The sequence below is a fragment of the Pararhodobacter sp. CCB-MM2 genome, assembly GCF_001691415.1.
GTDB lineage: Bacteria > Pseudomonadota > Alphaproteobacteria > Rhodobacterales > Rhodobacteraceae > Pararhodobacter.
The window spans coordinates 250,762-276,880 of record NZ_LRRR01000001.1; the positions used below are offsets into that span (position 1 = coordinate 250,762).

27 protein-coding genes and 1 pseudogene are annotated in these 26,119 nt (G+C 66.5%); 11 read left to right on the forward strand and 17 right to left on the reverse strand.

All coding sequences use genetic code 11. The features are described from left to right. Positions 1-17: 17 nt before the first annotated feature. Both BCY78_RS01150 and BCY78_RS01155 read left to right on the forward strand, forming a co-directional pair. Entirely contained in the window at positions 18-317 is a 300-nt protein-coding gene (locus BCY78_RS01150; protein ID WP_068296623.1) for a hypothetical protein, read from the forward strand. Then, the gene (locus BCY78_RS01155) at positions 314-3,055 is read left to right on the forward strand and encodes an ATP-binding protein (RefSeq protein WP_068296626.1); all 2,742 of its coding nucleotides are present in this window, start codon (positions 314-316) and stop codon (positions 3,053-3,055) included. Before BCY78_RS01150 ends, BCY78_RS01155 begins: the two co-directional genes overlap by 4 nt. Positions 3,056-3,198: 143 nt before the next feature. Here the strand turns inward: BCY78_RS01155 and BCY78_RS01160 are convergent, their stop codons facing one another. Further along, positions 3,199-4,989, reverse strand: coding sequence for an ABC transporter ATP-binding protein (locus tag BCY78_RS01160; RefSeq protein WP_068296629.1), 1,791 nt, complete (start codon positions 4,987-4,989; stop codon positions 3,199-3,201). Between the two features lie 197 nt (positions 4,990-5,186). On the opposite strand from BCY78_RS01160, the gene BCY78_RS01165 reads away from it, so the two are divergent. Then, entirely contained in the window at positions 5,187-6,950 is a 1,764-nt protein-coding gene (locus BCY78_RS01165; RefSeq protein WP_068296632.1) for an SLC13 family permease, read from the forward strand. A gap of 275 nt (positions 6,951-7,225) precedes the next feature. On the opposite strand, the gene BCY78_RS01170 is transcribed toward BCY78_RS01165, so the two are convergent. Then, positions 7,226-7,675, reverse strand: a complete 450-nt coding sequence (locus BCY78_RS01170; RefSeq protein WP_068296634.1) for a hypothetical protein — start codon at positions 7,673-7,675, stop codon at positions 7,226-7,228. Between the two features lie 155 nt (positions 7,676-7,830). Here BCY78_RS01170 and proS point away from each other — a divergent pair, with 155 nt between their 5' ends. The 3 genes from proS (at position 7,831) to BCY78_RS01185 (ending at position 11,164) form a co-directional block, all read left to right on the forward strand. After that, complete coding sequence (gene proS, locus BCY78_RS01175; RefSeq protein ID WP_068296638.1) at positions 7,831-9,171, forward strand: proline--tRNA ligase; 1,341 nt, start codon at positions 7,831-7,833, stop codon at positions 9,169-9,171. A 147-nt stretch (positions 9,172-9,318) separates the two neighbouring features. Then, on the forward strand, positions 9,319-10,254 hold the full coding sequence (locus BCY78_RS01180; protein ID WP_158515885.1) for a serine hydrolase: 936 nt from the start codon (positions 9,319-9,321) through the stop codon (positions 10,252-10,254). Next, positions 10,247-11,164: an isopenicillin N synthase family oxygenase gene (locus BCY78_RS01185; RefSeq protein ID WP_068296642.1), complete on the forward strand. Its 918-nt coding sequence runs from the start codon at positions 10,247-10,249 to the stop codon at positions 11,162-11,164. The genes BCY78_RS01180 and BCY78_RS01185 overlap by 8 nt, the downstream gene beginning before the upstream one ends. A 47-nt stretch (positions 11,165-11,211) precedes the next feature. Here the strand turns inward: BCY78_RS01185 and BCY78_RS01190 are convergent, their stop codons facing one another. Further along, the gene (locus BCY78_RS01190; protein WP_068296644.1) at positions 11,212-11,907 is read right to left on the reverse strand and encodes a nitroreductase family protein; all 696 of its coding nucleotides are present in this window, start codon (positions 11,905-11,907) and stop codon (positions 11,212-11,214) included. Between the two features lie 114 nt (positions 11,908-12,021). Here BCY78_RS01190 and BCY78_RS01195 point away from each other — a divergent pair, with 114 nt between their 5' ends. Continuing rightward, positions 12,022-13,170 carry a DMT family transporter gene (locus BCY78_RS01195; protein ID WP_158515886.1) on the forward strand — a complete coding sequence of 383 codons (1,149 nt, stop codon included), beginning with the start codon at positions 12,022-12,024 and terminating at the stop codon, positions 13,168-13,170. Positions 13,171-13,174: 4 nt separating this feature from the next. On the opposite strand, the gene ureG is transcribed toward BCY78_RS01195, so the two are convergent. From ureG to BCY78_RS26285, 4 genes and pseudogenes are all read right to left on the reverse strand, one after another. Next, positions 13,175-13,792, reverse strand: coding sequence for an urease accessory protein UreG (gene ureG / locus BCY78_RS01200; protein ID WP_068296650.1), 618 nt, complete (start codon positions 13,790-13,792; stop codon positions 13,175-13,177). Further along, the gene (locus BCY78_RS01205; RefSeq protein ID WP_068296652.1) at positions 13,789-14,439 is read right to left on the reverse strand and encodes an urease accessory protein UreF; all 651 of its coding nucleotides are present in this window, start codon (positions 14,437-14,439) and stop codon (positions 13,789-13,791) included. Before BCY78_RS01205 ends, ureG begins: the two co-directional genes overlap by 4 nt. After that, the gene (locus BCY78_RS01210; RefSeq protein ID WP_139103065.1) at positions 14,432-14,710 is read right to left on the reverse strand and encodes a YrhK family protein; all 279 of its coding nucleotides are present in this window, start codon (positions 14,708-14,710) and stop codon (positions 14,432-14,434) included. The genes BCY78_RS01205 and BCY78_RS01210 overlap by 8 nt, the downstream gene beginning before the upstream one ends. A 200-nt stretch (positions 14,711-14,910) precedes the next feature. Next, positions 14,911-15,447: pseudogene (locus BCY78_RS26285) on the reverse strand (urease accessory protein UreE); the annotation flags it as partial. A 71-nt stretch (positions 15,448-15,518) separates the two neighbouring features. Here BCY78_RS26285 and BCY78_RS01220 point away from each other — a divergent pair. Then, a complete protein-coding gene (locus BCY78_RS01220; protein WP_068296660.1) occupies positions 15,519-15,872 on the forward strand; it encodes a hypothetical protein in 354 nt (117 codons plus the stop codon). Between the two features lie 80 nt (positions 15,873-15,952). Here BCY78_RS01220 and BCY78_RS01225 read toward each other — a convergent pair whose 3' ends face one another. The 7 genes from BCY78_RS01225 to BCY78_RS01250 form a co-directional block, all read right to left on the reverse strand. Further along, on the reverse strand, positions 15,953-16,177 hold the full coding sequence (locus tag BCY78_RS01225) for a DUF1127 domain-containing protein (protein ID WP_068296662.1): 225 nt from the start codon (positions 16,175-16,177) through the stop codon (positions 15,953-15,955). 218 nt (positions 16,178-16,395) lie between these two features. Beyond that, positions 16,396-18,105, reverse strand: a complete 1,710-nt coding sequence (ureC, locus tag BCY78_RS01230) for an urease subunit alpha (RefSeq protein WP_068296664.1) — start codon at positions 18,103-18,105, stop codon at positions 16,396-16,398. Positions 18,106-18,129: 24 nt separating this feature from the next. Next, complete coding sequence (locus tag BCY78_RS25485) at positions 18,130-18,435, reverse strand: hypothetical protein (protein WP_068296665.1); 306 nt, start codon at positions 18,433-18,435, stop codon at positions 18,130-18,132. Further along, positions 18,432-18,743 (reverse strand): urease subunit beta, encoded by a 312-nt coding sequence (locus BCY78_RS01240; RefSeq protein WP_068296666.1) that lies wholly within the window; start codon positions 18,741-18,743, stop codon positions 18,432-18,434. The genes BCY78_RS25485 and BCY78_RS01240 overlap by 4 nt, the downstream gene beginning before the upstream one ends. Further along, entirely contained in the window at positions 18,740-18,916 is a 177-nt protein-coding gene (locus BCY78_RS25800; RefSeq protein ID WP_199523088.1) for a hypothetical protein, read from the reverse strand. The genes BCY78_RS01240 and BCY78_RS25800 overlap by 4 nt, the downstream gene beginning before the upstream one ends. A 10-nt stretch (positions 18,917-18,926) precedes the next feature. Further along, the gene (locus BCY78_RS01245; protein WP_068296668.1) at positions 18,927-19,229 is read right to left on the reverse strand and encodes an urease subunit gamma; all 303 of its coding nucleotides are present in this window, start codon (positions 19,227-19,229) and stop codon (positions 18,927-18,929) included. Between the two features lie 9 nt (positions 19,230-19,238). Then, the gene (locus tag BCY78_RS01250) at positions 19,239-20,033 is read right to left on the reverse strand and encodes an urease accessory protein UreD (RefSeq protein WP_068296671.1); all 795 of its coding nucleotides are present in this window, start codon (positions 20,031-20,033) and stop codon (positions 19,239-19,241) included. A gap of 241 nt (positions 20,034-20,274) precedes the next feature. Between BCY78_RS01250 and BCY78_RS01255 the strand changes: the two genes are divergently transcribed. Together BCY78_RS01255 and BCY78_RS01260 are read left to right on the forward strand one after the other, a co-directional pair. After that, positions 20,275-21,153, forward strand: coding sequence for an HAD-IIA family hydrolase (locus tag BCY78_RS01255; protein ID WP_068296673.1), 879 nt, complete (start codon positions 20,275-20,277; stop codon positions 21,151-21,153). Continuing rightward, positions 21,150-21,599 (forward strand): SAM-dependent methyltransferase, encoded by a 450-nt coding sequence (locus BCY78_RS01260; RefSeq protein WP_068296675.1) that lies wholly within the window; start codon positions 21,150-21,152, stop codon positions 21,597-21,599. The genes BCY78_RS01255 and BCY78_RS01260 overlap by 4 nt, the downstream gene beginning before the upstream one ends. On the opposite strand, the gene BCY78_RS01265 is transcribed toward BCY78_RS01260, so the two are convergent. The 3 genes from BCY78_RS01265 to BCY78_RS01275 form a co-directional block, all read right to left on the reverse strand. Beyond that, on the reverse strand, positions 21,600-23,129 hold the full coding sequence (locus BCY78_RS01265) for an MDR family MFS transporter (protein WP_068296681.1): 1,530 nt from the start codon (positions 23,127-23,129) through the stop codon (positions 21,600-21,602). Positions 23,130-23,281: 152 nt separating this feature from the next. After that, positions 23,282-23,746 carry an Rrf2 family transcriptional regulator gene (locus tag BCY78_RS01270; protein WP_068296684.1) on the reverse strand — a complete coding sequence of 155 codons (465 nt, stop codon included), beginning with the start codon at positions 23,744-23,746 and terminating at the stop codon, positions 23,282-23,284. Positions 23,747-23,926: 180 nt separating this feature from the next. Further along, positions 23,927-25,195 (reverse strand): glycerate kinase, encoded by a 1,269-nt coding sequence (locus BCY78_RS01275; RefSeq protein ID WP_068296687.1) that lies wholly within the window; start codon positions 25,193-25,195, stop codon positions 23,927-23,929. 144 nt (positions 25,196-25,339) lie between these two features. On the opposite strand from BCY78_RS01275, the gene BCY78_RS01280 reads away from it, so the two are divergent. Then, entirely contained in the window at positions 25,340-26,101 is a 762-nt protein-coding gene (locus BCY78_RS01280) for a MauE/DoxX family redox-associated membrane protein (RefSeq protein WP_068296690.1), read from the forward strand. The last annotated feature ends 18 nt before the right edge of the window (positions 26,102-26,119 follow it).

Consider the following 26,119-nt stretch of genomic DNA (forward strand, 5'->3'; position numbering starts at 1 on the left):
CGCGCCATGATGACCCGATGAAACCACCCCGCGCCCCGCTGTTTCTTGAACGCAAGACCTACCGTCGCCGTCGCCTGATGGATGCCGCGCGGATCCTGCCCGTGGTGGGCTTCGTGCTGATCCTGCTGCCGGTCCTGTGGAGCGGCGGCGACGAGGGCCTCAGCACCGCGACCGAGGCGCTGTACCTGTTCGGTCTGTGGCTGGCGCTGGTCGTCGCGGCCTTCCTTCTGTCCGGCCCGCTGCGCAAAGCCTTGCACCCGGACCCCGACAGCCCGCCCGATCCCGCGACACCGCCAAGGGATGAGGACGGTCGATGACCCTCAACATCCTTGTCCCGGCCGCGCTGGCCTATGTGGTGTTCCTGTTCGTCATCGCCTCGCTCGCCGAACGCCGCGCCGAGCGTCTGCGGGCCGAGGGGCGGCGCCCCCGATTCCTGCGCTCGCCCGTGGTCTACACCCTGTCGCTGTCGGTCTATTGTACCGCCTGGACCTTCTATGGCGCGGTCGGCTACGCGGCGCGCTCGGGCCTTGAATTCGCGACGATCTACCTCGGGCCGACGCTGGTGTTCATCGGCTGGTGGTGGATCCTGCGCAAGCTGGTGCGGATCGGCAAGGCGCAGCGGGTGACCTCCATCGCCGACCTCGTGTCGTCGCGCTATGGCAAATCGAACGCGGTGGGGGTGCTGGTCACCTTGCTCGCCGTCACTGCGACGATGCCCTATATCGCGCTGCAACTCCAATCCATCGCGCTCTCTTTCGGCGCCTTCGCCCAAGGCGCGCCGCTGGCCCCGCGCCAATTGGCGATGTGGGTCGCGGCAGGCTTGGCGGTCTTCACCATCCTGTTCGGCACCCGCAACCTCGACGCCAATGAGCAGCACCACGGCGTCGTCACCGCCATCGCCGTCGAGGCCGTGGTCAAGCTGGTCGCGCTGCTGGCCGTCGGGATCTGGGTCGTCTGGGGCCTGCTCGACGGCCCCTCGGACATTCTCGCCCGCATGGCCGCAGCCGAGCGTCCCGATTGGGCGATCCAGCCCGGTCGCTGGATGGGCCTGACCTTCCTCGCGGGCGTCGCCGTCCTGACCCTGCCGCGCATGTTCCAGGTGCTGGTGGTCGAGAATTCCGACGAGCGCCACCTCGCCACCGCCTCCTGGGCCTTCCCGCTCTACCTCTTCGCGATGAGCCTCTTCGTCCTGCCCATCGCCGTCGCGGGCCTGACCTTGCTGCCCTCAGGCATGAACCCTGACCTCTTCGTGCTGACCCTGCCGCATGCCTTGGGGCAGAACGGCCTCGCGATGTTGGCCTTTCTTGGCGGCTTCTCCGCGGCGACCTCGATGGTCATCATCGCGGCGATCGCGCTGGCGACGATGGTCTCCAACCACATCGTTGTGCCGCTCTGGCTGACCTCCCGCCGCCGCGCCGCAGCACGAGGCCTCGCCCCCATGCGCGAAGCCGGCGAGATGCGCGGCCTCGTCCTGAACGCGCGCCGGCTGTCGATCGCCGGCATCCTCGCGCTCGGCTATGTGTATTTCGCGGTTTCCGGTGGCTCCCGTGCGCTGGCGGCGATCGGCCTCATCTCCTTTGCCGGCATGGCGCAGGTGCTTCCGGCCTTGGTGGGCGCGCTGTACTGGCGTGGGGCCAGCCGTGTCGGCGCGCTGGCCGGTCTGGTGACGGGCGCGCTGGTCTGGCTCTACGCGCTGTTCCTGCCGTCCTTCGGCCCCGGCGTTCTGATGAGCGCAAGCCTCATGGTCGACGGCCCCTTCGGCCTGTCATGGCTGCGCCCGCATGCGCTGTTCGGGGTGGCCGGCCTCGACCCGCTGCTGCACGCGCTGTTCTGGTCGCTCAGCCTGAACGCCGCGGCCTTCATCGCGGGCTCTCTCGTCAGTTTCCCGGGCCCCATCGAGCGCGTGCAATCGGCGCAATTCGTCAATGTCTACGACCTCGAAGCGCAGACCGAGATCCCCGGCACCCGCGGTTGGTCGCGCGATGCGGCAGAAAACGAGGCCGAAGACCTTTTGGCCATGTCGCAGCAGCTTCTCGGCGCGGATACCGCACAGGCCTTCTTCCTCGCCGCGGCGAAGGGGCAGGGGCGCAGTGGCTTCCTGCCCGACCCGACGCCCGACTTCCTCGACCGGCTGGAGCGCGAACTGGCCGGCTCCGTCGGCGCCGCGACCGCCCATGCGATGATCGCGCAGATCGTCGGCGGCCGACTGGTCACGGTCGAGGATCTGATGGCCGTGGCCTCGGAAACCGCGCAGATCATGGAGCATTCGGCGCAGCTTGAAGCGAAGTCCGAGGAACTCGCCCGCACCGCCCGCCAATTGCGCGAGGCCAACGAGATGCTGCAACGCCTCTCGGTGCAGAAAGACAGCTTCCTCAGCCAGATCAGCCACGAGCTGCGCACGCCGATGACCTCGATCCGCGCTTTTTCCGAGATCCTGATGGATGACGAGGTCACACCTGAGGAAATCACCCGCTACGCCCAGATCATCCAGGACGAGTCGATCCGCCTGACCCGGTTGCTCGACGACCTGCTGGATCTCAGCGTGCTGGAGAACGGCCAGGTCAACCTCGACATCCGCACAGCGCGCCTCGGCGATCTGATCGAGCGTGCGGTGATGGCCTCGAACTCGGTGCCGCCGCAAAGGCCCTTCACGATCCGCCGCCAGCCCGGCGGAGAGGAGATTGCGCTGGAAACCGACACCGGGCGCCTCACGCAGGTGTTCATCAACATCGTCACGAACGCCCGGAAATATTGCGACGCGCCCGAGCCCGAACTGCGCATCAACACCCGCCTGCGCGCGGGCCGGGTGAGCGTCGATTTCATCGACAACGGCTCGGGGATCCCCAAGGAAAGCCAGGTCCTGATCTTCGAGAAATTCGCCCGCCTGACCGATACCCATCAAGCCGGCGGCGCGGGACTCGGTCTCGCGATCTGCCGCGAGATCATGCACAACCTCGGTGGCGACATTGCCTATCTCCCGGGCCAGGGCGGCGCCGCCTTCCGCGTGAGCTTCCCCGCCCGCCTGCGCAAAGGCGCCTCGAAAGCCGCCCGCTGACCGCGCGCGCGCATCTTTGCTCCACAAATATCCCGGGGGGTGAGCCGAAGGCGAGGGGGGCAGCGCCCCCCTTCATCCGTCGCCCAAGACCTGCGTGGCGCAGCCATGCCGGGCGCGGGTGAAACCGCTCACCCGTCGCCGGGTCAGCTCTTGAACTGCAAGGCGTGCAGCCGCGCGTAATGCCCGCCCTTGGCCAGCAAGCTGTCGTGATCGCCTTCCTCGACGACCCGGCCTGCGTCCATCACCACGATCTTGTCGGCATGGCGCACGGTGGACAGCCGATGCGCGATCACCAGTGTCGTGCGCTCGGCGCTGAGCTTGTCGAGCGCCTCTTGCACCAAGGCCTCGGACCGCGCGTCCAGCGCCGAGGTCGCCTCGTCCAGCAACAGGATCGGCGCCTCGCGCAAGAGGGCTCGCGCAATCGCCACCCGCTGTCGCTGCCCGCCGGACAGGGCCGAGCCACGGGGGCCGACGCGCGTGTCCAGCCCCTCGGCCAGCGTCGGCACGAATTCGGCGACATGCGCGGCCTCGATCGCGCGCTGCAGGCGGGCCTCGTCGATGCCCTCCGCCCCCATCACAACGTTGTCGCGCAGGGTCTCGTCGAACAGCGCGCTGTCTTGCGCAACCACGGAATAGAGGCGGCGCAGGCCGGCCAGATCCATCCGGGCGATCGGGTTCCCGCCGACGGTGATCTGCCCCGATTGCGGATCGGCCAGGCGGGTGAGCAACAGGAACACCGTCGATTTCCCGGCGCCCGAGGCCCCGACCAAAGCCGTCGTCTTGCCCGCCTCGGCGGTGAAACTCAGGTTGCGCAAGACCGGCTCGCCCTCGTAGGCGAAGGTGACATCCTCAAACCGCACGGTCTCAGAGCCGGGGGCGGGCAGGGCGGCCAGCTCGCCCTGAGGCTGGGTGATGCGTGGTTTTTCCTCCAGCAAGCGATGCACGCGCTCCAGCGAAGCCAGCACATTCTGCCATGCCCCGGACATGGAGCCCAACCGGCGCAGCGGCTCGAACAGCAAGGCGAGGGCGGCGAAATAGGTCATGAACTCACCGACCGTACGCTCGCCGGCGATGATTTGACGCCCGGCCAGCGTCAGCACCAGCACGAAGCCCAGCGCCGCGACGAGGTCCGTCATCGAGCCCATCGCCGCCTGCCCGCCGGCCACACGGACGCGGGCCTTCACGAAGCGGTCGAGGACGGTCTTCAGCCGGCTGCCTTCACGCGCTTCGGTGCCCGAGCGTTGGACCGTGGCGATGCCGTGGAACACCTCGTCCAAGCGGGTCGAAGCCGCGGCCGAGCTGTCGCGCGCCGTGACCCCCATGCGGCGCACGACGCGCTGCAGGATCGCGGCCGGCAGCACCAGCAGCGGCACCCCGACCAGCGCGACAACGGTCCAGACCCAATCGGTCCAAAGCGCGACGGCCAGCAGGGCGACGATCGAGACCGCGTCCCGGCCCACGCCCGGCAGCAGCCGGTCGAAGATCACCGCCAGCTCCTGCGTGTCGCCGCGCACCCGGTCGATCAGATGGCCGGGCGGGTGCCGGTGGTGAAAGGATTGATCCAGCCGCATCATGTGCTGGGTCAGTTCCAGCTGCAGGCGCGTGACCATCTTGTCGGCCATATAGGCCATCATCGTCTTGTACAGAAGCGAGGTCACCGCGCGGATCACGAAGACCGCGCCGAAGCCCAGTGCGACCCAGAACACCATCTCGTCGCGGCCATTGACCAGCACATCGTCGAACATCGGCTTCAGCAGCGCGCTGAGCGCCCCGGTCATTGCCCCGTCGATGGCCATCAGCACCACCGCCACCCCAAGGAAGGGCAGCCAACCCCGGACGTAGCGATGCCAGAACCACTGCGCGAGGGCACGGTCCTTGTGGCGATTGACGCGCGAGACGTCGTCTTCGGGGGCGTTGGGCGCGGTCTTGGACATCGGGAAAACCTTGCAGGATCGCTGGTCTATAGCGTCATTCCGGGGGCAGGGAAACCATCGCGCGACGCGGCGACGGGACGGAACCCGGGCCTGCGCTGCGGGTTTACACCAAGGGCCATCGCTGACAGCCTGAGCTTGCCCTCGTTTCCGACCCGCTTTGCCCGGCGCATCCCGCCCCCTTTGTATCAGGAGCCCCGATGGACGCGCCGCAAATGACCATCCTCGCCATCCTCTCTCTGACGGTGGTGGGCTTCCTGTGGGGCAGATTTCGCCATGATGCCGTAGCCTTGGCGGCGCTGATGGCCTGTGTCCTCACCGGGTTGGTCACGCCGGATGCGGCCTTCCTCGGCTTCGGTCACCCGGCGGTGGTGACGGTCGCGGCGGTGTTGATCCTCAGCCGGGCCTTGCAGCACACTGGCGCCGTCGACGCGCTCGCCCGCTTCGTTCTGCCCGCAAACGCCAGCCGCCTGCCGGCCGTGGCAGCCCTGATGGCCCTCGGCGCGGCGCTGTCGGCCTTCATGAATAACGTCGGCGCCATGGCTTTGTTGATGCCCTTGGCCGTCCAGCTCTCGGCCCGCCTGAAACTGCCACCGGGCAAAGTTCTGATGCCCTTGGCGTTCGGCACGATCCTTGGCGGCATGGTCACCTTGGTCGGCACGCCGCCGAACCTGATCGTCGCCAATTTTCGCCCGGACGGCAATTTCCGCATGTTCGACTTCACATGGGTCGGCCTTCCGGTCGCCGCGGCCGGCATCGCCTTCGTGGCGCTGCTCGGCTGGCGATTGGTGCCCACACGGAGCGCGGCGGGCGATGTGAAGGTCGAGACCGGCACCTACCTGACCGAACTGCGCGTGCCGGAGGGAAGCAAGGCCGTCGGCCTTACCCTGCGCGCCTTCGAGCAGGCGCTCGAAGGGGTGGACATGAGCGTCCTCGCCCTGATCCGGGGTACGGTGCGACAGAACAACCCCTACGGCCGCCGCAAGATCCAGGCCGGTGATCTGCTGATCGTCGAGGCCGAGGCCAAGGCGCTTACCGAAAGCGCTGCCCGCCATGAGATCGCGCTGGAAGGGCTGGGGCCCGTCAGCGACGAGGACGAAGATGCCGACGAGATCGTCCTGCGGGAGTTCGCGCTGCTGCCGGGTTCGGGGCTGATCGGACGCTCGGCCCGGTCGCTGCGGATGCGGGCGCGTTGGGGCGTGTCTTTGCTGGCCGTCGCGCGCGAGGGGGGCAGGCCGCGAGGGCGTCTGGGCACCCTCAGCCTGCGTTCGGGCGATCTGCTGCTCCTCCGCGGCTCGCCCGAGGTGCTGGGCGATTTCGCGCGCGACAACGGCTGTGTGCCGCTCGATACCGCGCCGTTGTCCGTGCCGGATCGCAAGCAGGCCTGGCTGGCTGCAGGGATCATGGCGGCGGCGGTGATCGTGGCGGCGCTGGGGATCCTGCCAGCGGCTGCGGCCTTCACGGCAGGCGTTCTGGTGACGATGTTGACCCGGACCCTGCCGCTGCGCGAGCTGTATTCGGCGGTCGATGGCTCCATCGTCGTGCTGCTGGCGGCGCTGATCCCGGTCGCGGGCGCGATGCAGGAGACGGGCGCGGCCGATTGGCTGGCGCAGGGCCTCGTCAGCGGGCTGGCACAGGACAACGCGCTTGTCGCGTTGGTCGTGGTGCTGGTGGTGACGATGATGCTGTCCGACGTGATGAACAACGCGGCGACGGCGGCTGTGATGGCCCCCATCGCGTTGGGGATCGCGGCGCAATTGGGCGCCTCGCCGGACGGGTTTCTGATGGCGGTGGCGATCGGCGCAAGCTGCGCCTTCCTCACGCCGATCGGGCACCAGAACAACACGCTCATCCTCGGACCCGGAGGGTTCCGGTTTGGCGATTACTGGCGGCTGGGATTGGCGCTGGAGGTGCTGATCGTCGCGGTCTCGGTGCCGTTGATCGTGCTGATCTGGGGGTTGTGAGGGGCGGCAAGCCTTTGGTGTTAGTGCACTGAACCGGTGCGTGAGTCTTGTGCCGTCGCGCGATTCAGTCGCCGAACCATGCCCCGATCGGGCCGACGCTTTCTTTCCGGAATTGGAGTTCGTTTCGGATGACTGGCGCGATCCGAAGTTTCAAAAGCATCAGTGTCCGTAGAGCCACGGTGACGCTGGTCCTCTCTCGCGAGTGAGCGCTCAACGTCGCAGGGCTCGAAAAAACCAGCGCGCTATTTCAAGCGCGCCGGCCTTTCATCCCAGCATCACGACTGACAGCTCGGCATCCGGATGACGTTCGCGCTGCGGTCCATCTGGATCAGGCCGTCGTCGGCGAAACGGTCGAAGGCTTGGTCAATCGGATGATGCCACGGACCGTCGCGATTGAGCAGTTGCTCCCCCGGCACGGACAGCACGCGACCCAGAGCATCGGCAAAGATCGCCTCGCCGTCGTCAAGCGGGAACTGGCAATTCGACTGGGCAAAGGCGCGACGGTACGCGGGCAACAGGGCCTCGGGCGTCGCTTGGGCCGGGTCGATTTGCATGGTCACCACCGCAGGCACCTCGGGCGGGGTCACCTGCGTCACGCTGCCGCCTGAGCCGCAGGAGGGCGGGAACTTCCCGGTGAATTCGCAGATCGACTGCGCCTGTACGGCAGTCCCGGAAACAAGCAGGGCGGCCAGACCGAGGGCCGGAAGAGAAACGACTTTGCGCATGAGAGACATCCAATGGGTGTTCGAAACGCCCTGAGCCTGCGGGCCTCGCGTTGCGGTGTCAATCCATGCAGGCCCGATGCGCGATCACACTTGCCTTGCCGCCTTCCGCGCAATCGCCTAGACACGGCGGCGAACGCTTGACCCAAAGGTGACCCATGCGCCTGAGCCGCTATTTCCTCCCCGTCCTCAAGGAAAATCCGTCCGAGGCGCAGATCGTCAGCCACCGCCTGATGCTGCGCGCCGGCATGATCCGCCAGCAGGCGGCGGGGATCTATTCCTGGCTGCCGCTGGGCTACAAGGTGCTGAAGCGCATCGAGCAGATCGTGCACGAAGAGCAGGAACGCGCGGGCCATATCCCCCTCCTGATGCCGACCCTGCAGCCCGCCGATTTGTGGCGCGAGAGCGGCCGTTACGATGCCTACGGCGCCGAGATGCTGCGCATCAAGGACCGCCACGACCGCGACATGCTCTATGGTCCGACCAACGAGGAGATGATCACCGACATCTTCCGCAGCCATGTCGGCAGCTACAAGGAATTGCCGCTGACGCTGTACCACATCCAGTGGAAATTCCGCGACGAGGTGCGTCCGCGTTTCGGCGTGATGCGCGGCCGCGAGTTCCTGATGAAGGACGGCTATAACTTCGACATCGACAAGCCCTCGGCGATCCATGCCTACAACCGCCACATGGTCAGCTACCTGCGCACCTACGAGCGCATGGGCCTGACCGCGATCCCGATGCGCGCTGACTCGGGCCCGATTGGCGGCGACGACACGCATGAATTCCTCGTGCTGGCGCAAACCGGTGAATCCGAGGTCTTCTACGACGACCGCGTGACCCAGCTGACCCTCGGCGACCGTGAAGTCGATTACGACAATTGGGATGAGGTTGCCGGCGTCTGCAAGGAGTTCACCACGCTCTACGCCCGCACCGACGAGACCCATGATGCGGCGCTGTTCAACGAGATCCCCGAGGAGCACCGCAAGGTCGGTCGCGGCATCGAAGTCGGCCAGATCTTCTTCTTCGGCACCAAGTATTCGGAATCGATGGGCGCCGTCGTCGTCAACGACAAGGGCGAGCGCGTGCCGGTCCAGATGGGCTCGCACGGGATCGGCGTCTCGCGTCTTCTGGGCGCGATCATCGAAGCCAGCCACGACGACAAGGGCATCATCTGGCCGGAAGGCGTGACCCCGTTCGACGCGGGTATCGTCAACCTGAAGCAGGGCGATGCGGCGGCGGATTCAGCCTGTGAATCGCTGTACAAGGCGCTGCAGGCCAAGGGTCTGGACCCGCTCTATGACGACCGGAGCGAGCGCGCCGGCGCCAAATTCGCGACGATGGACCTGATCGGCCTGCCGTGGCGCGTGACCGTCGGTCCGCGCGGGCTGGAAAAGGGCGTGGTCGAACTGACCTCGCGCCGCACCGGCGAAAGCGTCGAGATGTCGCCGGAAGCCGCGGTCGAGAAGCTGGCCGAGATCTACGCCGCCCATAAATGAGGCGTCTTGCCCTCGGGCGATGAGAGGAAAGGCGCGCAGGCCGTTGGGCTTGCGCGCTTTTTTCATCTGCGCGCCTGCCTGCCCGGTGACGGCGTGGAAAGGGCTGCCTATATGGAAGGGGAGATTGCTTTCAAACGGTCCTTTCCCATGCCCCTCTTGATCCGCGCCCTGTTGTTCGTTGCCCTGTTGATCGGCGTCTGCGGCCCGGCCGTCGCGCAGGATGATCCGCGGGCCGAGGCGCTGCGGGACGTGTTCTTCGACTGGGCCGAGGCCGAGCAGATGCAGGCGCCCGAGATTGTCATCACCCGGGACGGCGCGCCGATCCTGCACGAGGCCCAGGGTGTGGAGCCGGGCACGCCGCGTCTGCTCGCGTCCCTGACCAAAAGCCTCACCGCGCAATGTGTCGCCGGGCTGGTCGAGGAGGGCCGCCTGCGCTGGGACGCGCCGATGTCAGACTTGCTGGGATGGACGGGCGAGGCCGGTGCCATCCCGCTCTCGGCTCTGGTGACGCAAAGCGGGGGGCTGCGCGGGGATCGGACGCAAACGGCGATGCCGGGCTGGCTGGAGGGGCAGGGCGATTGGCGATTGGTGTCGCAATGGACGCGCCCGCTGCATCCCGAACCCGCCTTTGCCTATTCCAATGAGAACTATGCGCTCTTGGGCACGGTGATAGAACGGGTCACCGGCGTCCCGTTTGAGCGGGCTTGTGACGGCGTGCTGCCCTCGGCCTCGCCCTCCGAACAGGTCGCTACCTTCGGCCCGATGGGCGGCTGGCAGGCACCGCTTCAGGACTACGCGCAGTTCCACGCGCTGCTCTATGGCAATCGCCCGCCCGAGGGGCCGACGGCTGACCTGGACGGCGGCGCGATCTATGGTCTGGGCATGTATGGCCGGCCGCTCGACGGGGGCTGGATCTGGTGGCACATCGGCGCGCTCTGCATTCCGGGGCAGGTTGACACCACCAGTTACGCCTTGACCCTGCCGGGGGGCTGGGGTTTGGCTCTGGCCGCGGACAGCTGCCCGGATTTCGAGGCCCTCGCCGCACTGGATCGCGCCTTTTGGGAGGTCATGAGCCATGACTGACACCGCCATTCCTCGGATCGATTTCGCAGCCCTGAAGGCCGGGGATCCGGCCATGCGGGAGGCCCTGCACCGAGGCGTGACGCAGACGGGCTTTCTGACCCTGCACAACACGCCGATCCCGGCCGGCCGCGTGCGCGAGGTCATCGAGACCTACCGCAGCTTCTTCGCCTTGCCGGTTGAGGAGAAGGCGAAAGTCGATATGGCGGTGACGGGATCGAACCGGGGCTGGGGCGGTCCGCAATCCGAACAGGTCGATCCCGCCGCGAACCCCGATTACAAGGAAGTTTTCGATCTGGGCTACGAGGTGCCCGGTTCGATGCTGGCAGTCCACGCGCCGAACCTCTGGCCGGCGCAGCCCGACGGGTTCCGCACGGTGCTGGAGGGCTATTACGCCGAGGCTCGGGCCCTCGCGCTATCCCTGCTGGGCGAGATCGCGGCGTCAATCGGCGAGGAACGGAACTGGTTCGACGCGATGTTCGACCAGCCGATGGCGCTGCTGCGCGGGAATTTCTACCCTGAGCGCCCGGATTGGGCCGGCGAAAAGGATTTCGGCATCGGCGCGCATACCGATTACGGATGTCTGACATTGCTCGCGACGGATGGCGTGCCGGGGCTGGAGGTTCAGGGCCGGGACGGCAACTGGATCGCGGTCGAGGCCGAGCCGGGCAGCTTCGTCATCAACTTCGGCGAGATGCTGGAAAGCTGGTCGGGCGGGCGCATCAAGGCCACGCTGCACCGGGTCAAGGGATCGAAGCACGAGCGGATCTCGGTCCCCTTGTTCTTCAACCCCTCGCCGGAGGTGAACGTGGCGCCCTTGGGCTCGGGCGAGGTGATCCGCGCGGTGGATCACCTGCAAAAGCGCTTCAACGAGACCTATGTGCATCTGCAGAAGGCGGCAGATGCGGGCTGAGACTTGGGTGCGTTTGCGACGCACCCAGCCGTTGCAACATTGGGCGATCAGCCGCGGAAGACGCTCATGATCTCGTCGAGCGGCTTCTTGATCTTGGCCACTTGTGGCACCGTCGCATCGGCGGCGGGATAGCCCACGGGCAGGATCATCACGGCCTTCTCCGACGCCGGACGGCCCAGCATTTCCGGCAGGAATTTCATCGGGTTCGGCGTGTGCTCAAGGCAGACCAATCCGGCGTGATGCAAAGCGGCGATCAGGAAGCCTGTGGCAATGCCGACGCTTTCGGGCACGTAGTAATTCTTGAACCGCTCGCCCTCATGCGTCGTGCCCCAGCGCTGCGCGAAGATCACGATCAGCCACGGCGCGTCGGTCAGATGCGGCTTGTTTACCCCGGTGCCGATCGGCTCCAGTGCGGCCAGCCACTCGTCGCCGGCCCCGCCGGAATAGAAAGCGCGCTCCTCTTCCTCGGCGGCCTCGCGGATCTTCGCCTTCATCGCCGGGTCCGAAATCGCCGCGAAATGCCACGGCTGATGGTTCGCCCCCGAGGGCGCGGTTCCCGCCGCGGCGATACAGGCGGCGATCACCGCCTCGGGCACCGGGCGGCTGTCGTACTCCCGCACCGAATGACGCTTGCGCATATAGGCGAGGAAGTCCTCGGCCTGACGGAGCGCGGCGTCTTCAGGCACCTGCACGCGGTCGGGCAAGGTGACGGGCTGGTAGTGCACTTGGCCTTTGGAATACATCGGATCCTCCCTTTGCCACAGGCGTAGCAAGCGGCCCGCCTGCGGTCCAGCCGCGTTGACCTTGCGCGCCCTGCGGAGTATCGAAGCGCGACCCAACGGATGGCCCCGGACACCATGCCCACGCCCTTGCTCTTGATCCTGACCGCCGCGGGTTTCGGCGCCTCGACGCTGCTGATCGCCATCGCCGTCGAGAGTTTCCCGCCCTGGACGCTGGCTGCCCTGCGCTCGGCGCTGGGGTTGCCGCTGCTCCTGCTGGCCGCCGGGGCGTTCAGCCATCCGCAGCGGATCTCGCGCCATGACCTGCTGACCGCGCTGGTGGGCGGGATCCTCGTGGTGTCGATCCCCTTCGTCAGCATGGCCGCGGGCATGCAATACATCCCCTCGGGCATGGGCGGGATGCTGTATGCGACGATGCCGCTGTTCACGCTGGGGCTGGCGGCAATGTTCCTGCATGACGAGCCCGCGACGCTGGAGCAGGGGATCCGCATCGGCATCGGCCTGTTCGGCGTGGCGCTGATCTCGGTCCCGGCGATCCTTTCGGGGGGCTTCGGGCAAGCCGGCCTTGGCACATTGCTCACGCTGATCTCGCCCCTCAGCTACGCGGCGGGCAATGTCTGGTTCCGCCGTCGTCGCAAGATGCAGCCGCTATTGCTGTCGGCCGGGATGTTTGCGGTCGGCACCATCAGCATCTGGCCGCTGGCCCTGATCGTCGAAGGCCCGGTCTCGGTCGAGCCCACCTTCGCCGTGATCGGCGTGTTGATCGCCCTCGTGGTGCTGGCGACGGTTGCGCCGAACCTGCTGAACTACGCGCTGGTGCAGCGTGCGGGCGCGAACCGTGCCGCGTTGGCAATGTTCCTGATGCCGGGGTTCAGCGTCGTCTTCGGCATGGTGTTCCGCGGCGAGCGTCTGCCCGTACTGGCTTTCGCGGGCCTCGCTCTGGTGATCGCGGCCTCGACTGCCCGCCTTCCGGCCGCGCGCCGGGCGAAAGCGTCGCTGCCGGGTGAAGTCACCGCCGGGATCGTCGCCGAGGCCCGCAAGGCCGAGCGGCAGGAGATGGCTCGGGCCGCCGCCAACGCGCCGAAACCGACGCCGCCTGCGCCGGCGACCCCGGACACCCCGCGGTCCCGCATGGCTCCGGGTGTGGCCGCCGCTAAGCCGACCTCACCCGCCGCGTCGAAACCCGCACGGCAGGATCTGACCGACGAGGAACGCGCCGCGCGCCGTGCCCGTCGCCAGGCCCGCCGCGCCGCGAAAGCGGACTAAGCCCTCAGGCCAGCCGCAAGCCCCCCTCGCGTTCAAGGAATTGCACCACGGCCTCCACGCCGATGCCGTTGCGGACCTGCGCCAGCACATAGGGCTTGTCGCCGCGCGCGCGCTTGGTGTCGGCCTCCAGCAGGGCCACATCCACCCCGACATGCGGCGCCAGATCGGTCTTGTTGACCACCAGCATGTCCGATTTCGTCAGCCCCGGGCCGCGTTTGCGCGGAATGTCCTGCCCGGCCGCAGTGTCGATGACATAGATCGACAGATCCGCCAATTCCGGTGAGAAGGTGGCGGCGAGGTTGTCGCCCCCGGACTCGATCAAGATCAGATCCAGCCCCGGGATCTCGGTGTTCAGCTCGGCCACAGCGGCAAGGTTGATCGACGCATCCTCGCGGATCGCGGTATGCGGGCAGCCGCCGGTCTCGACCCCCTTGATGCGGGCCTCAGGCAGCACCTGCGCGCGCAGCAGGTAGTCGGCATCCTCGCGCGTATAGATGTCGTTGGTGATCACCGCCATCGAGCAGCGATGCGCCAGCGCGCGGGCAAGCGCCTCGGTCAGCGAGGTCTTGCCACAGCCCACCGGGCCGCCGATACCCACCCTGAGGGGTCCATTCCTGCTCATGTACGAAAGATCCTGACGTCTTGTGTTTCATGCTCAAAGGCCGCGAGGTCGGCGGCCAGCGCTGCGCCGCCCAGATCGTCGAGCGTCGCCTCGGCCGCGCTCTCGGCCAAGGCGGTGAGGACGGGGGCCAGCTGCGCCAGCACCGTTTGCCCCTCGGTCTGTCCCAGGGGCACATGGCGCACGGCCACGGTGACAAGGTTTGACGCAAATCCCTGAAGGTACAGGGAAATCACCATGGGTTTCGGAAGGTCGAGGCCCTGCGCCGCTTCGCCAAGCGCGACGGGCAGCGGGCGGGTCAGCAGGTTCCGCCCGGTGATCCCGGCGATGGTGCGTGCCAAGGCCGCGCCCTGATCCAGCGTCTCCTTCAGCCGTTCGGCGGACGGGGCCAAGGCGCGGGCGAGGTCGTCAAGCGCGTCGATATCCGCGCCCGGTGTCAGCGCCTGCGACAACAGCACCGCGTCCTGCCAGCCCGCGCCGTGCAACAGGATGCCGGTCAGCCAATCCTCCAAGGTCGCCGCGTCGCGCAGGCTTTGTGTGGCGATGGCGCGCTCCAGCCCGTGGGAATAGGCAAAGGCGCCCGTCGGGAAGGCGGGCGAGAGCCATTGCGTCAGGCTCAACAGGTCAGCGTGGGAGAAGGCGTCACTCATCCAGCTGTTTGGCGACCTCTTGCATGTGACCGAGCGAGACCAGTTTCAGCTCGCGCACCAGCCGGATCGTCGGCTTTAGTCCAAAGAACACCGAGCCGATGATGAACAACCATGTTGCCGTGGTGGTGGTCTCCGGCCAGAGGAACAGGATCGAGCCCACAACGAACAGTCCCGCCGCGCTGAAATCCACGAGGGTGTAGGCGATCTCATAAGCCGCCCAGATCCGCGCGTGATCGGGTGAGGCGTCGCGATTTCTCGGGTGAAACAGCATCAAGAGGCGGTTTTCTCCTCGGTTTCCGGGGTGGAATCGGAGTCCGGGGCGTGAAATTGCGCGCCGTGGTGATGGACCACGCCGGCGTGGCGGTCATGGACGTGGTCCGGATGTTGATGTCCATGGTTATGATCGGTCTCACCGTGATCATGTCCATGTGCATGATCTGTCGACCCGTGATCGTGTCCATGGACATGGTCGTGGGAGTGGCCGTGATGGTGGTCGTGTCCATGGTTATGATCGTGCGGCGCGTGATTGTGAGCATGGACATGATCGGCCGGCCCATGATCGTGACCCATCGTCCGTCCGGTCCCGTAGGCCCCGGATTCCGGGGCAAAGGGGCGCGCGGCGCGGTTGATACCGGCACCAAGGCCCTTGAGCATGCGCTCCAGAACATGGTCCTCGCGGATCAACAGGTGGTCCTCATGGATCTCGCACGGGGTGTGCCGGTTCCCGATGTGCCAAGACAGGCGCGGCAGATCCCCGGTGATCACCAAGACGGCTTCCTCGGCTGCAACGATCCGAACATTGCGCCCGTCCTCAAGTTCAAAACCCCAGTATTCATCGAGGTTTGTCACCGCCGGCAGATCGACCATGAACCCCGGCCCCTCCTGACTGCGCAGCCGCTTCCGGCGCATCAACCGGGCGTCGTAATCCATCACCACGTGGAAATCCGTGGCGGTCGGCGCCTCGGTCAGAAGGCGGACGGCGGGGGGCAGATCGGGATGGTCAGTCATTCCGGAATCCTCGTAAACGCGGAATTTACCCTTGCAGAGCACCCTGACGGTGGCAAGTGAGGGAGAGCGAGATGCAGCGAACGACCGCCGCCGATGAATTGGCCATGATCCGGGCAAGGATCACCCGCCTGAAAGCCCGTGAGGCTGAGATCAGCGATGCACTGATCGAGGGTGGGGAGGCGGCGTGTAGCGGTCGCTGGACGCAGGCGCGGGTCATCAAGCGCCGCGTCTCGGTCTTTGATCATCGGTTGCTGCCAATCGATGTGCAGGCCGACCTTGCCTATTGGCACGACGAGACGCGCGTTGAAATCGTTCTGGAAATGGGCGATGGCCGCGCGGTACCGCAGGCCCATGCCGAGGCGTTGCCGGGCGCCTATATGGACACGACCGAAGCGCATCTCGTCGCTTGGTCCGCGTCTGGCTGAAGGACGAAAGACAGGCGCCTTGGTGACGGCGCCTGCGCTTGCAAGTCTGCTCTCGAGGGCTTGAGCCCGCGAGGCGGGGCTCAGAGGCCCAGACGGTCGCGGAAGACGTAGTGAACGATCTTGTCGCGATTGATGCCGAGCTCGGCCAGTTGCGCGTCCGACATCATCTGCAGACGCTCGATCTGGTCGCGGCGCGAGCGCGCTTCGAGATAGGCGTTGAAGCCCTGACCCATGGCCGCGAAGAAGCGGTCGATCTGGGCGCGAATGCGGGGCGAGAAGTCGGTCGTTGCGGTCGTGAAAGCCATTTCGGAAACCTCGTGGTTGCTCAGGTTCCCTCCCATGACTCAGATAATAGGGCATGGGTACTGACATAACCACTGACCATTCAGCATGTGTGCTTTGCACTTGCAGCATAGCAGGCGGGCGAGAGGTCGGCACAGGCGTCTTCTTGAATTTTAACGATTATCAGGATGTGGATCGCGCCGACGCTAAAGCTGGCGCGATGAATTGCTGCGATGCGGCGTCAGAAGAGGAAGTAACGCTGCGCCAAGGGGAGTTCTGCCGCTGGCTCGCAAGTCAGAAGTTCTCCGTCTGCGCGGACCTCGTAGGTCTCCGGGTCCACGTCGATCTGCGGCGTGGCGGAATTGAGCTTCATGTCCGATTTGGTCACGCCCCGGCAGCCCTTCACGGCGACCACGGATTTCGACAAGCCCAACTGCTCGGCAACGCCCGCCTCGACCGCCGCCTGACTGACGAAGGTCACCGCGGAGCGTTCCACCGCGCGGCCCATCGCCCCGAACATCGCGCGCGAATAGACCGGCTGCGGCGTCGGGATCGAGGCATTCGGATCGCCCATCTGCGCCATGGCTATGGAGCCGCCGATCAGCACCATCTCGGGCTTGGCGCCGAAGAAGGCGGGGGCCCATAGCACCAGATCGGCGCGCTTGCCGACCTCGATCGAGCCGATCTCATCGGCCATGCCATGCACGATGGCCGGGTTGATCGTGTATTTCGCCACATAACGCCGGGCGCGGAAATTGTCGTTCTCGCCCGTCTCCTCAGGCAGACGGCCGCGTTGCGACTTCATTTTCGAGGCGGTCTGCCAGGTCCGGGTGATGACCTCGCCCACGCGACCCATGGCCTGACTGTCCGATGAGATGATCGAGAACGCGCCCATGTCATGCAGGATATCCTCGGCGGCGATGGTCTCGCGACGGATGCGGCTTTCGGCGAAGGCCACGTCCTCGGGCACCTTGCGCGACAGGTGATGGCAGACCATCAGCATGTCGAGATGCTCCTCGATCGTGTTGACCGTGTAGGGCATCGTCGGGTTGGTCGAGGACGGGATCACGTTCTGCGAGCCCACGACCTTGATGATGTCGGGCGCATGGCCGCCGCCCGCACCCTCGGTGTGGAAGGCGTGGATGGTGCGGCCGCCAATCGCGGCCAAGGTATTCTCGACAAAGCCGGATTCGTTCAGCGTGTCGGTATGGATCATGACCTGCACATCCATCGCCTCGGCCACCGTGAGGCAGCAATCGATGGCCGCGGGGGTGGTGCCCCAATCCTCGTGCAGCTTCATCGCGCAGGCGCCGGCGCGGATCATCTCCTCCAGCGCGGCGGGCTGCGAGGCGTTGCCCTTACCGGCGAGCCCGATGTTCATCGGAACGCCGTCCACCGCCTGCAACATGCGCGCGATATGCCAGGGGCCGGGGGTGCAAGTGGTGGCCAAGGTGCCATGCGCGGGGCCGGTACCGCCGCCGAGCATCGTCGTCAGGCCCGAATGCAGCGCGTCTTCGATCTGCTGCGGGCAGATGAAATGGATATGCGCGTCAAAGCCGCCGGCAGTGAGGATCTTGCCTTCGCCGGCGATGATCTCGGTGCCCGGGCCGATGATCACATCGACGCCCGGCTGGGTGTCGGGGTTGCCGGCCTTGCCGATTTTGGCGATCCGCCCGTCGCGCAGGCCGACATCGGCCTTGTAGATCCCCGTATAGTCGAGGATCAGCGCGTTGGTGATGACCGTGTCCATGGATCCTTCAGCGCGGGTGATCTGGCTCTGGCCCATGCCGTCGCGGATCACCTTGCCGCCGCCGAATTTCACCTCATCGCCATAGGTGGTCAGGTCGCGCTCGACCTCGATGATGATCTCGGTATCGCCCAGACGCACGCGGTCGCCGGTCGTCGGGCCGAACATGTCGGCGTATTGGGCGCGGGGGATCGAATAGGGCATGGCGGATCCTTTCGGGCGGGCGGATCAGATTGGGCTTTTCGGGCCGCGCTTCGACAGGCGGCGGGAATTGGCAGCGGTGCGGCGGGCGACGGGCTTCAGCGCGGCCCCGGCGATGGCGAGGGGCGGGGCCCCGCGGACCAGCGCGCGGGTGGCGGCGAGGCCGGCCTCGGAGCCGGCGTCGATCTTCTCGAGGAGCATCCGTGCGTTCTCACCGGGGCTGACGCGCCACAGGCCGGCGAGGCCGAGGAGCCGCATGGCGATCACCTGTTGGGCCTCGATCAGCATGAGGCCGGTGCGCATCGTCAGCTGGAAGAACGCGAAGGGATTCATCGGTCGAGATCTCCCATCACCTTGGCATTGAAGCCGAAAACCCGGCGCGCGCCCTGCAGCGGCACGAGGCGGACCTCGCGGGTCTGGCCGGGCTCGAAGCGGACGGCGGTGCCCGCGGGGATATCCAGACGCAACCCGCGCGCGGCGTCGCGGTCGAAGGCGAGGCCCGGATTCGTCTCGGCGAAATGGTAATGCGAGCCGACCTGCACGGGCCGGTCGCCGGTATTGGCGACGGTCAGCACCGTGATCTCGGCGCCGGCGTTGAGGGTGATGTCGCCCTCGGCCGGGAAGATCTCGCCGGGGATCATGACCGCTTCCAGAGGCGATAGGCGATGAAGGCGCCGACACCCGCGATCGCCAGCATCAGCAGGTGGTCCGGTTCGGTCAGCGCATGCAGCCAGCCAGTCTGGGCATGATCACCGGGATGAGCCAGCGCGGCGGTCGGCAGCAGGGTCAGGAGGGCGAGGGGCAAAGCGCGCATGGGAGGCCTTTCAGCGGATCGGATGGTGAACGGTGACGAGTTTGGTGCCGTCAGGGAAGGTGGCTTCGACCTGCACGGAATGGATCATCTCGGGGATGCCCGTCATGCATTGATCGGCTGTGATCACATGGGCGCCCGCTTCCATCAGATCGGCGACCGAGCGGCCGTCACGGGCGCCTTCGACGACGAAATCCGTAATCAGGGCAATGGCTTCCGGATGGTTCAGCTTGACGCCACGCTCCAGCCGGTTACGGGCGACCATCGCGGCAAGGCTGACCAGCAGCTTGTCCTTTTCGCGGGGGGTGAGGTTCATCGCTCTCTCCTAGATCTGCCAGACGCGCGGCAAGGGCCCCGGGCGCAGCACCGCCATCAGGCGGGCGATCTGTCGCCGCAGCGGCCAGCCATCGGCTGCCATCAGTCGTATCGTCAGTTTTCCGTCGAATCCAGAGGCCGCACCGCGGACCCCGTCTTCGTCGAGAATGGTCCGAACCGGCCCAAGCGCATCCTCCGCCCCCTGCGCGACAAGCGCCAAGGAGGCAAAGGCGCGCGCGCCGTTCAGCGTCGCCGGACCGGCGAGGCAGTCGGCGGACATCTTCAAAGGCTCGACCAGCACAGGCTTGCCGTTGCGGGTGATTTCGCGCAGGTCGTGCAACAGGAAGTCGCCCACCGTTTCGCCCATCGCGGCGCGGCCGAGAACCACGGCCTCCAAGGTCAGACATTCCGCCTGGGGCCCGAGTGTGACCCGCGTCCGCCTGCGAAGGGCGGAGCGGTCGAACAGGATCGTCTCCTGCGGCAACCAGTCGAGGCGCCCGTGGGTGATGTCCATGGACACATCCATCCGGGCGCTGCCGTCGCTGGCCTTGTAGGCGCGTTCGGCGGTCTGGGTGGTGGCGGTCAGACCACAATCTGTGTGCAGCAAGAAAGACAGCCGATCACCGCCCGTAAGGCCGCCGGAGGTATTGAGAAACACCACCTCGGGCCGCACCGGGTCGTGCAGGACGATGGCCTTGGCCGAGCCTTGGGTGAACAGCCGTTTCAGCTTGCCGCCCTCAATCGCCACCTCGGCCTGGCCGCGGGTGCGTTGCATGGGGCTGAGGGCGAGAGGCTGGGCGTGCATAGGGGCTCCTTGGCGCCAGCGAAGCTGTCTGAACGGGCAGATTCAAGCCAGCGAAAGGGCAATGGCCTGTCTGTTGGGCATGTATTGACCGAGCATGATCAACGATTGTGCACATCGCTGCGATCATAGGCAGGCTGTGAAATGGCGTCGGTCAGTGGTTTGGCAAGAGGCGCAAGTTGGCGCTTTCACCCGGGTCGCGGATTTGAGACGATACGCGGACCTGTTCTTGATCGAGACCCCTATGCGACCTGATGCCCGCTGGGCCTTTGCCCGTTACCGCGCGATTGCCCATACCCTGCCGGAAAGCCCCCTCGGATTTCCCAAGAAGAGCTACCATATCCTTGATCTTCAATATGTTCTGAAGCGGTATGACGGGTTTATTCTTGATGCGTTCGGGATCTTGAACGTGGGCGACGGGGTCCTGCCGCAAGCGGTTGAGCGCGTGCAGCAGATCCGGGATGCTGGCTGCAAGGTGCTGGTGCTGACCAATGGGGCCTCGGCCACCAAGGAGGAGGCGCTGGCGAAGTACCACAAATGGGGCTTCGACTTTGCCGAGACCGAGGTGATTGCCAGCCGTGATCTGGCGGGTGCGGCGCTGGAGGGGCGTGGCGGCCTCTGGGCCGGGATCGCGCCGGAAGGGGCCGGGTTTGACGACCTTCCCGGCGATATCAAGGCCTTGGACGACGACCTTATGGAAGCCGCGGATGGGTTTCTGTTCCTCGGCTCGCAGGGCTGGGATGAGCGGAAGCAGGCGAAGCTGGTCGCTGCGCTCAAGGCCCGGCCGCGTCCGGTGATCTGTGCCAACCCGGATATCGTTGCCCCGCGTGAGGAGGGTTTTACCTGGGAGCCCGGCCATTGGGCGCATGATCTGCCGGTGAAGGTGGAGTTCTACGGCAAGCCCTACGGCGGCGCCTATGAGGCGGCGTTGAAGGCCATGGATCTGCCGGCCGCGCGGGTGGCGATGGTCGGCGACACGCTGCACACCGATATCCTCGGTGGTCGCGCGGCGGGCTGCGGAACGGTTCTCGTCACGGGACACGGGTTCTTCAAGGGCGTCGATCCCGAGGGCTTCATCGAAGCGACCGGCGTTCGACCTGATTACATCGTGGATGAAACATGAGTCACAAGCCGTTGAAACCCGGTGAGGAATGGACAGGCGCGCCACTGGGTGCGGATGCCACGCTGGGCTTCATCGGCCATGTGGAGACGCCGTGGAAGCGGCTGCAGGATTGCCCCAAGCGCGCCGATCCGGAGGGGCCGGAAAGCCGGGTGATCCTCAAGGCGCCCTGGGGTTGCGCGCTGGAGGGTGTCGAGCAATTCGACTGGCTAGAGCTGTATCTGTGGTTTCACAAGGCGCGGCGGGACCTGTTGCTGATCGCGCCGCATCATGCCGACGGTCCGCGCGGGGTGTTTTCCTTGCGCTCTCCGGTGCGGCCCAATCCGATCGCCGTCACCAATGTGAAACTGGTCGCCCGTGAGGGCGACCAGCTGATTGTCACGGGTCTTGAGGCCTTGGACGGGACACCGCTTCTGGACATCAAGCCCGGGCGCTGTCCCTACGCCTGATCACTCGGCCACAGGCGCGGGCTCATGCCCCGAGAGCGGGATCTCGCGCAAGGTGAGGGCTGCCAGCACACCCACCACGGCCAGCGCGGCGACGATCCAGTAGATCGGCGTGATCGCATCGACGACATGGACGGCGATCATCTCGCGCATCTCAGCGGGCATGCGGGCCAGTTGCTGCGGGCCGACCTCGGGGTTGATTTCCAACCCTTCGAAATTGGTCGCCAGACGTGAGGCCATCAGGGCGCCGAACAGGGCGACCGCGATGGAGGCGCCGATCTGGCGGAACATCACGCCCGAGGCCGTCGCAGTGCCCAGCACCTTGCGCGGGACGGCGTTCTGCACGGCGGTGGTCAGCACCGGGAAGCTGAGGCCCAGCGAGAAGCCGAACAGCAGCAACATGCCCGAGAACACCCAGATCTGCGTGTCGACCGCGATCTGCGCCATCAGCACGCCCGCGACGATCAGCAGCGCCATGCCGACCAGCGTCAGCAGGCGGTAGCGGCCGGTGATGCGCATGTAGCGGCCGGCGACCGTGGTGGCCGCGATGATGCCCAGCGTCATCGGCGCCATCAACAGGCCCGAGATCATCGGCGAGACCCCGCGCGAGACCTGCAGATAGATCGGCAGGAAGGTCACCGCGCCGAACATCATCGCGCCGGTCAGGAAGCTCAGCAGCGAGGTGTTGCGGAACACGTTGCCCTTGAACAGCTCGAGCGGCAGGATCGGTTCGGCGGCCCGGCGCTCGATGGCGAGGAACAGGGCGCCGGCGGCGATCACCAGCGCACCGAGGCCCAGCGCCTGCAGGGACAGCCACTCGAAGGTCGTGCCGCCCAGCGCGGTCAGCAGGGTCAGCGAGGCCAGCGTGACCGAGAGCATCGCCGCGCCGCTCCAGTCGATCTTGTGCTTGTGGGTCGCGGTATGAGCGGGGAAGCTGAAGGCGAAGCCCAGCACGGCCAGAATGCCGAGCGGCACGTTGATCAGGAAAATCCAGTGCCACGAGGTGTTCTCGACGAACCAGCCGCCGATCAGCGGGCCGACCATCGACGAGACCGAGAAGACGGCTGCGAACATGCCCTGCACCTTGCCGCGGTCCTTGGCGGACAAGACATCGCCCACAACAGACAGCGCCAGCACGAAGAGGCCGCCACCGCCGAGGCCTTGCACGGCGCGGGCGATGATCAGGAACAGCATCGAGGTCGAGATCCCGCACAGTAGCGAGCCGAACAGGAACAGGCCGACCGACACGAAGACCATGACGCGACGGCCATAGAGGTCACCGAGCTTGCCATACAGCGGCGCGGCGACGGTCGAGGCGAGGATATAGGCGGTGACGACCCAGCTGAGGTGATCCAACCCGCCAAGGTCGGCGACGATGGTCGGCAAGGCGGTCGAGACGATCGTCTGGTCGAGCGCCGCGAGCAAGAGCAGCGTGGCGACGGAGGCAATCACCAGGCGGATATTGATCGCGGGTTCGGCGGGGGCGGAATGGGGATCGGGGGCCGCGGGCGCGGCGGAATCGGTCGATGACATGCGGGATCTCCATATGGGGAAGGCCCGCCAAGGGCGGGGTTGGGTCCCGTAGATAGAGTTTCCGTGTCCCCTGCGGCAAGGGGGCGCAGGTATTTAAGGTGTGAAATTCTGGTGACGCTGCTTCTGCGCCACCTCAGCCCCCGCGCCAGTGCCTATGCCGTCGCCGCTTTGCCCGTCACGGCGGGCGGCATGGCGAAGATTTGCGCCAGTTCGGTGTTGTTCTCGATCAGATCCTGCACCGTGTAGCGGTCGAGCGTGGCATAGAAGGCCGCCAGCGCCTCGCACAGGATGCCTTTCAGGCGGCAGGCATCGCAGAGCGGGCAGCTGTTGCGGTCGAGGTCCATGCATTCGGCAAACGGTAGGTCGGCCTCGAACAGGCGGAAGACCTTGCCGACGCCGATGTCCTCGGCCGGCTGGCCAAGGGTGATGCCGCCCCCGCGACCGCGCGTGGTGTTGAGGTAGCCCGCGCTCTCCAGCTGGTTCACCACCTGCGCCACATGGTGGAACGATGCATTGCAGGCCTGCGCCACATCCGCCGTGCGCAGATGGTCGGGAAAGCGGGTGGCGCAATGCATGAGCGTGCGCATGGCGAGGTTGGTTCTGAGGGTCAGGCGCATGGATCCTCCTCTGAACTGAGCGGCTGTGGCGGGACAGGCGCAGGAAATCTGCGCGGCGAACCCGGATTTACTAGGGGGCGACGAAAAGCCCCGCCTTGATCCAGATCAGGGCGGGGCAGGGTTGGTTCGGCCTTACCAAGTGGAAGGAATCGCCGGGCTGGGCCGGCCTCGGTGCCGCGATCAGGCTTTGGGGTAGATAAGGATTGCCCTGAAATCGTTGACATTCGTCAGGGTCGGGCCGGTGACAACCTGCGCACCGATCCGGTCGAAGAAGCCATGCGCGTCATTCTTGGCCAGCGACATCGTGGCGTCCTCACCATGTCCGTTCAGCGTTTTCGGCCCGATCACTGCGCCCGCCACCTCGGCCGCGCCATCGACGCCATCGGTGTCGCAGGCGAGGGCGTGGATCCCCTCGGCACCATCCAGCGCCAGCGCCAAGGCAAGGCAGAACTCGGCATTCGGGCCGCCGATCCCGTCGCCGCGCCGCGTCACCGTCAGCTCCCCACCAGAGAGGAGAAGGAGCGGGGCCTCACCCTTGGTCATCGCCGCCTGCCGGTCCTGTGCCAGTTGCGCCATCTTGGCGGCGACATCGCGGGCCTCGCCCTCCAAGGCGTCGCCGAGGATCTCGGTCCGCAGGCCGTGCTCCTCGGCCAGGGCGGCCGCGGCGGCGAGGGATTGTGCGGGGGCGGCGTAGATCACGTTCTCCACCCGGCTCAGCCGTTCGTCACCGGGGGCGATAACGCCGGTGGGACGCTCCAGCGCTTCGGTGACCGAGGCCGGGACGGTGACGTTCCAGCGCGCCAGCACGGCCTTCGCGTCGGCCACGGTGGAAGGATCGCCCACCGTCGGGCCCGAGCCGATGAAGGCCGGATCGTCGCCCGGCACATCCGAGATCATCAGCGCCAGCATCCGCGCGGGGTAGGCCGCGGCGGCCAGTTGTCCGCCTTTCATCCGACTGAGGTGCTTGCGCAGCGTGTTCATCCGGTCGATTGGCGCGCCCGAGGCCAGAAGCGCGGCGTTCACCTGCTTCTTCTCGTCCAGCGTGACCCCGTCGCAGGGCGAGATCAGCAGCGCCGAGGCCCCGCCCGAGATCAGCGCCAGTACGAAGTCCCCCTCGCCAAGCCCCTGCAGCAGGTCCAGCATGCGCGCGGTGGCCGCAGCCCCGGCCTCGTCCGGCACGGGATGCGCGGCTTCGACGATCTCGATGCCCTGACAGGGCCGGGCATAGCCGTAGCGCGTGATCACCAGCCCCTCGCAGGGACCCCAGGCCTGCTCGACCGCTTCGGCCATCCGGGCCGAGGCCTTTCCAGCGCCGATCACCACCACGCGCCCTTCGGGTTTCGGGGGAAGGGCCTGCGCGAGGCTGCGCATCGGGTCAGCAACCTCGACGGCGCGGTCGAAAAGGGCGCGCAGAAGGGATTCTGGATCTTGGGTGAAATCTTGGGTCATGGGGCCTCCGTTGCCGGCATGTTGGCCCGGTCCACGGGGCGAGGAAAGCGCAAAACGCCCGCGAAACGGAACCTTTTGCCGGGGCGAAAGCGTTGCTTTTGCATGACGAAAGCCCAGCCTTCGAATGCCGCAAAAGGACCGACCATGAGCGATGCCGCCCCCCGCAAAGCCGCCCTCTACCGCATGGTGATGCCCGACCACATCTGTCCCTACGGCCTGAAATCGAAAGACCTGCTGCGCCGCAAAGGCTTCGAGGTTGAGGACCATCCCCTCACCACGCGCGCCGAGACGGACGCCTTCATGGCGGAACACGGGGTGGAGACGACGCCCCAGACCTTCATCGACGGCCAACGGATCGGCGGCTATGACGACCTCAAGGTGCACTTCGGGCTGGAGAAGCCCAAGGATCAGCGCAGCGATACCTCCTATCGCCCGGTGATCGCCATCTTCGCCGTCGCCGCGCTGCTGGCGCTGGGTCTGAGCTGGTTCGTTTATGACGACATGCTGCGGCTACGGGCGTTCGAGTGGTTCATTTCCCTGTCGATGACGATCCTCGCCATTCAAAAGCTGCAGGATGTCGAGAAATTCTCGCTGATGTTCCTCAACTACGACCTGCTGGCCCGGCGCTGGGTGCCTTACGGCTCGATCTATCCGTATCTGGAAGCCGGGGCAGGGATCCTGATGACGGCAGGCGCCCTGCTGTGGCTGGCCGCCCCCGTCGCGCTGGTGATCGGGGTGATCGGGGCCGTCAGCGTGGCGAAGGCGGTCTGGATCGACGGGCGGGAGTTGAAATGCGCTTGTGTGGGAGGCTCGTCCAACGTTCCTCTGGGCTTCGTCAGCTTCACCGAGAGCGCGATGATGGCGCTGATGGGGCTGTGGATGGGGGCCCGGGTGCTGGGCGGCTGAGCCTGAACCGAGGCCCAA

Bases quoted from the DNA above. Each gene is read 5' to 3' on its own strand.
- ureG (WP_068296650.1), bottom strand. From the start codon at position 13,792: ATGAGCAGGAATGGACCCCTCAGGGTGGGTATCGGCGGCCCGGTGGGC.
- BCY78_RS01270 (WP_068296684.1), bottom strand. From the start codon at position 23,746: ATGCGCCTGACCCTCAGAACCAACCTCGCCATGCGCACGCTCATGCAT.
- BCY78_RS01165 (WP_068296632.1), top strand. From the start codon at position 5,187: ATGGACGCGCCGCAAATGACCATCCTCGCCATCCTCTCTCTGACGGTG.
- BCY78_RS01210 (WP_139103065.1), bottom strand. From the start codon at position 14,710: ATGCTGTTTCACCCGAGAAATCGCGACGCCTCACCCGATCACGCGCGG.
- BCY78_RS01250 (WP_068296671.1), bottom strand. From the start codon at position 20,033: ATGCACGCCCAGCCTCTCGCCCTCAGCCCCATGCAACGCACCCGCGGC.
- proS (WP_068296638.1), top strand. From the start codon at position 7,831: ATGCGCCTGAGCCGCTATTTCCTCCCCGTCCTCAAGGAAAATCCGTCC.
- BCY78_RS01225 (WP_068296662.1), bottom strand. From the start codon at position 16,177: ATGGCTTTCACGACCGCAACGACCGACTTCTCGCCCCGCATTCGCGCC.
- BCY78_RS01240 (WP_068296666.1), bottom strand. From the start codon at position 18,743: ATGATCCCCGGCGAGATCTTCCCGGCCGAGGGCGACATCACCCTCAAC.
- BCY78_RS01190 (WP_068296644.1), bottom strand. From the start codon at position 11,907: ATGTATTCCAAAGGCCAAGTGCACTACCAGCCCGTCACCTTGCCCGAC.
- BCY78_RS25800 (WP_199523088.1), bottom strand. From the start codon at position 18,916: ATGCGCGCTTTGCCCCTCGCCCTCCTGACCCTGCTGCCGACCGCCGCG.
- BCY78_RS01245 (WP_068296668.1), bottom strand. From the start codon at position 19,229: ATGAACCTCACCCCCCGCGAAAAGGACAAGCTGCTGGTCAGCCTTGCC.
- BCY78_RS01260 (WP_068296675.1), top strand. From the start codon at position 21,150: ATGAGTCACAAGCCGTTGAAACCCGGTGAGGAATGGACAGGCGCGCCA.
- BCY78_RS01170 (WP_068296634.1), bottom strand. From the start codon at position 7,675: ATGCGCAAAGTCGTTTCTCTTCCGGCCCTCGGTCTGGCCGCCCTGCTT.
- BCY78_RS01185 (WP_068296642.1), top strand. From the start codon at position 10,247: ATGACTGACACCGCCATTCCTCGGATCGATTTCGCAGCCCTGAAGGCC.
- BCY78_RS01180 (WP_158515885.1), top strand. From the start codon at position 9,319: ATGCCCCTCTTGATCCGCGCCCTGTTGTTCGTTGCCCTGTTGATCGGC.
- BCY78_RS01150 (WP_068296623.1), top strand. From the start codon at position 18: ATGAAACCACCCCGCGCCCCGCTGTTTCTTGAACGCAAGACCTACCGT.
- BCY78_RS01160 (WP_068296629.1), bottom strand. From the start codon at position 4,989: ATGTCCAAGACCGCGCCCAACGCCCCCGAAGACGACGTCTCGCGCGTC.
- BCY78_RS01265 (WP_068296681.1), bottom strand. From the start codon at position 23,129: ATGTCATCGACCGATTCCGCCGCGCCCGCGGCCCCCGATCCCCATTCC.
- BCY78_RS01255 (WP_068296673.1), top strand. From the start codon at position 20,275: ATGCGACCTGATGCCCGCTGGGCCTTTGCCCGTTACCGCGCGATTGCC.
- BCY78_RS01275 (WP_068296687.1), bottom strand. From the start codon at position 25,195: ATGACCCAAGATTTCACCCAAGATCCAGAATCCCTTCTGCGCGCCCTT.
- BCY78_RS01155 (WP_068296626.1), top strand. From the start codon at position 314: ATGACCCTCAACATCCTTGTCCCGGCCGCGCTGGCCTATGTGGTGTTC.
- BCY78_RS01195 (WP_158515886.1), top strand. From the start codon at position 12,022: ATGCCCACGCCCTTGCTCTTGATCCTGACCGCCGCGGGTTTCGGCGCC.
- BCY78_RS01220 (WP_068296660.1), top strand. From the start codon at position 15,519: ATGCAGCGAACGACCGCCGCCGATGAATTGGCCATGATCCGGGCAAGG.
- BCY78_RS01205 (WP_068296652.1), bottom strand. From the start codon at position 14,439: ATGAGTGACGCCTTCTCCCACGCTGACCTGTTGAGCCTGACGCAATGG.
- BCY78_RS01280 (WP_068296690.1), top strand. From the start codon at position 25,340: ATGAGCGATGCCGCCCCCCGCAAAGCCGCCCTCTACCGCATGGTGATG.
- BCY78_RS25485 (WP_068296665.1), bottom strand. From the start codon at position 18,435: ATGAATCCCTTCGCGTTCTTCCAGCTGACGATGCGCACCGGCCTCATG.
- ureC (WP_068296664.1), bottom strand. From the start codon at position 18,105: ATGCCCTATTCGATCCCCCGCGCCCAATACGCCGACATGTTCGGCCCG.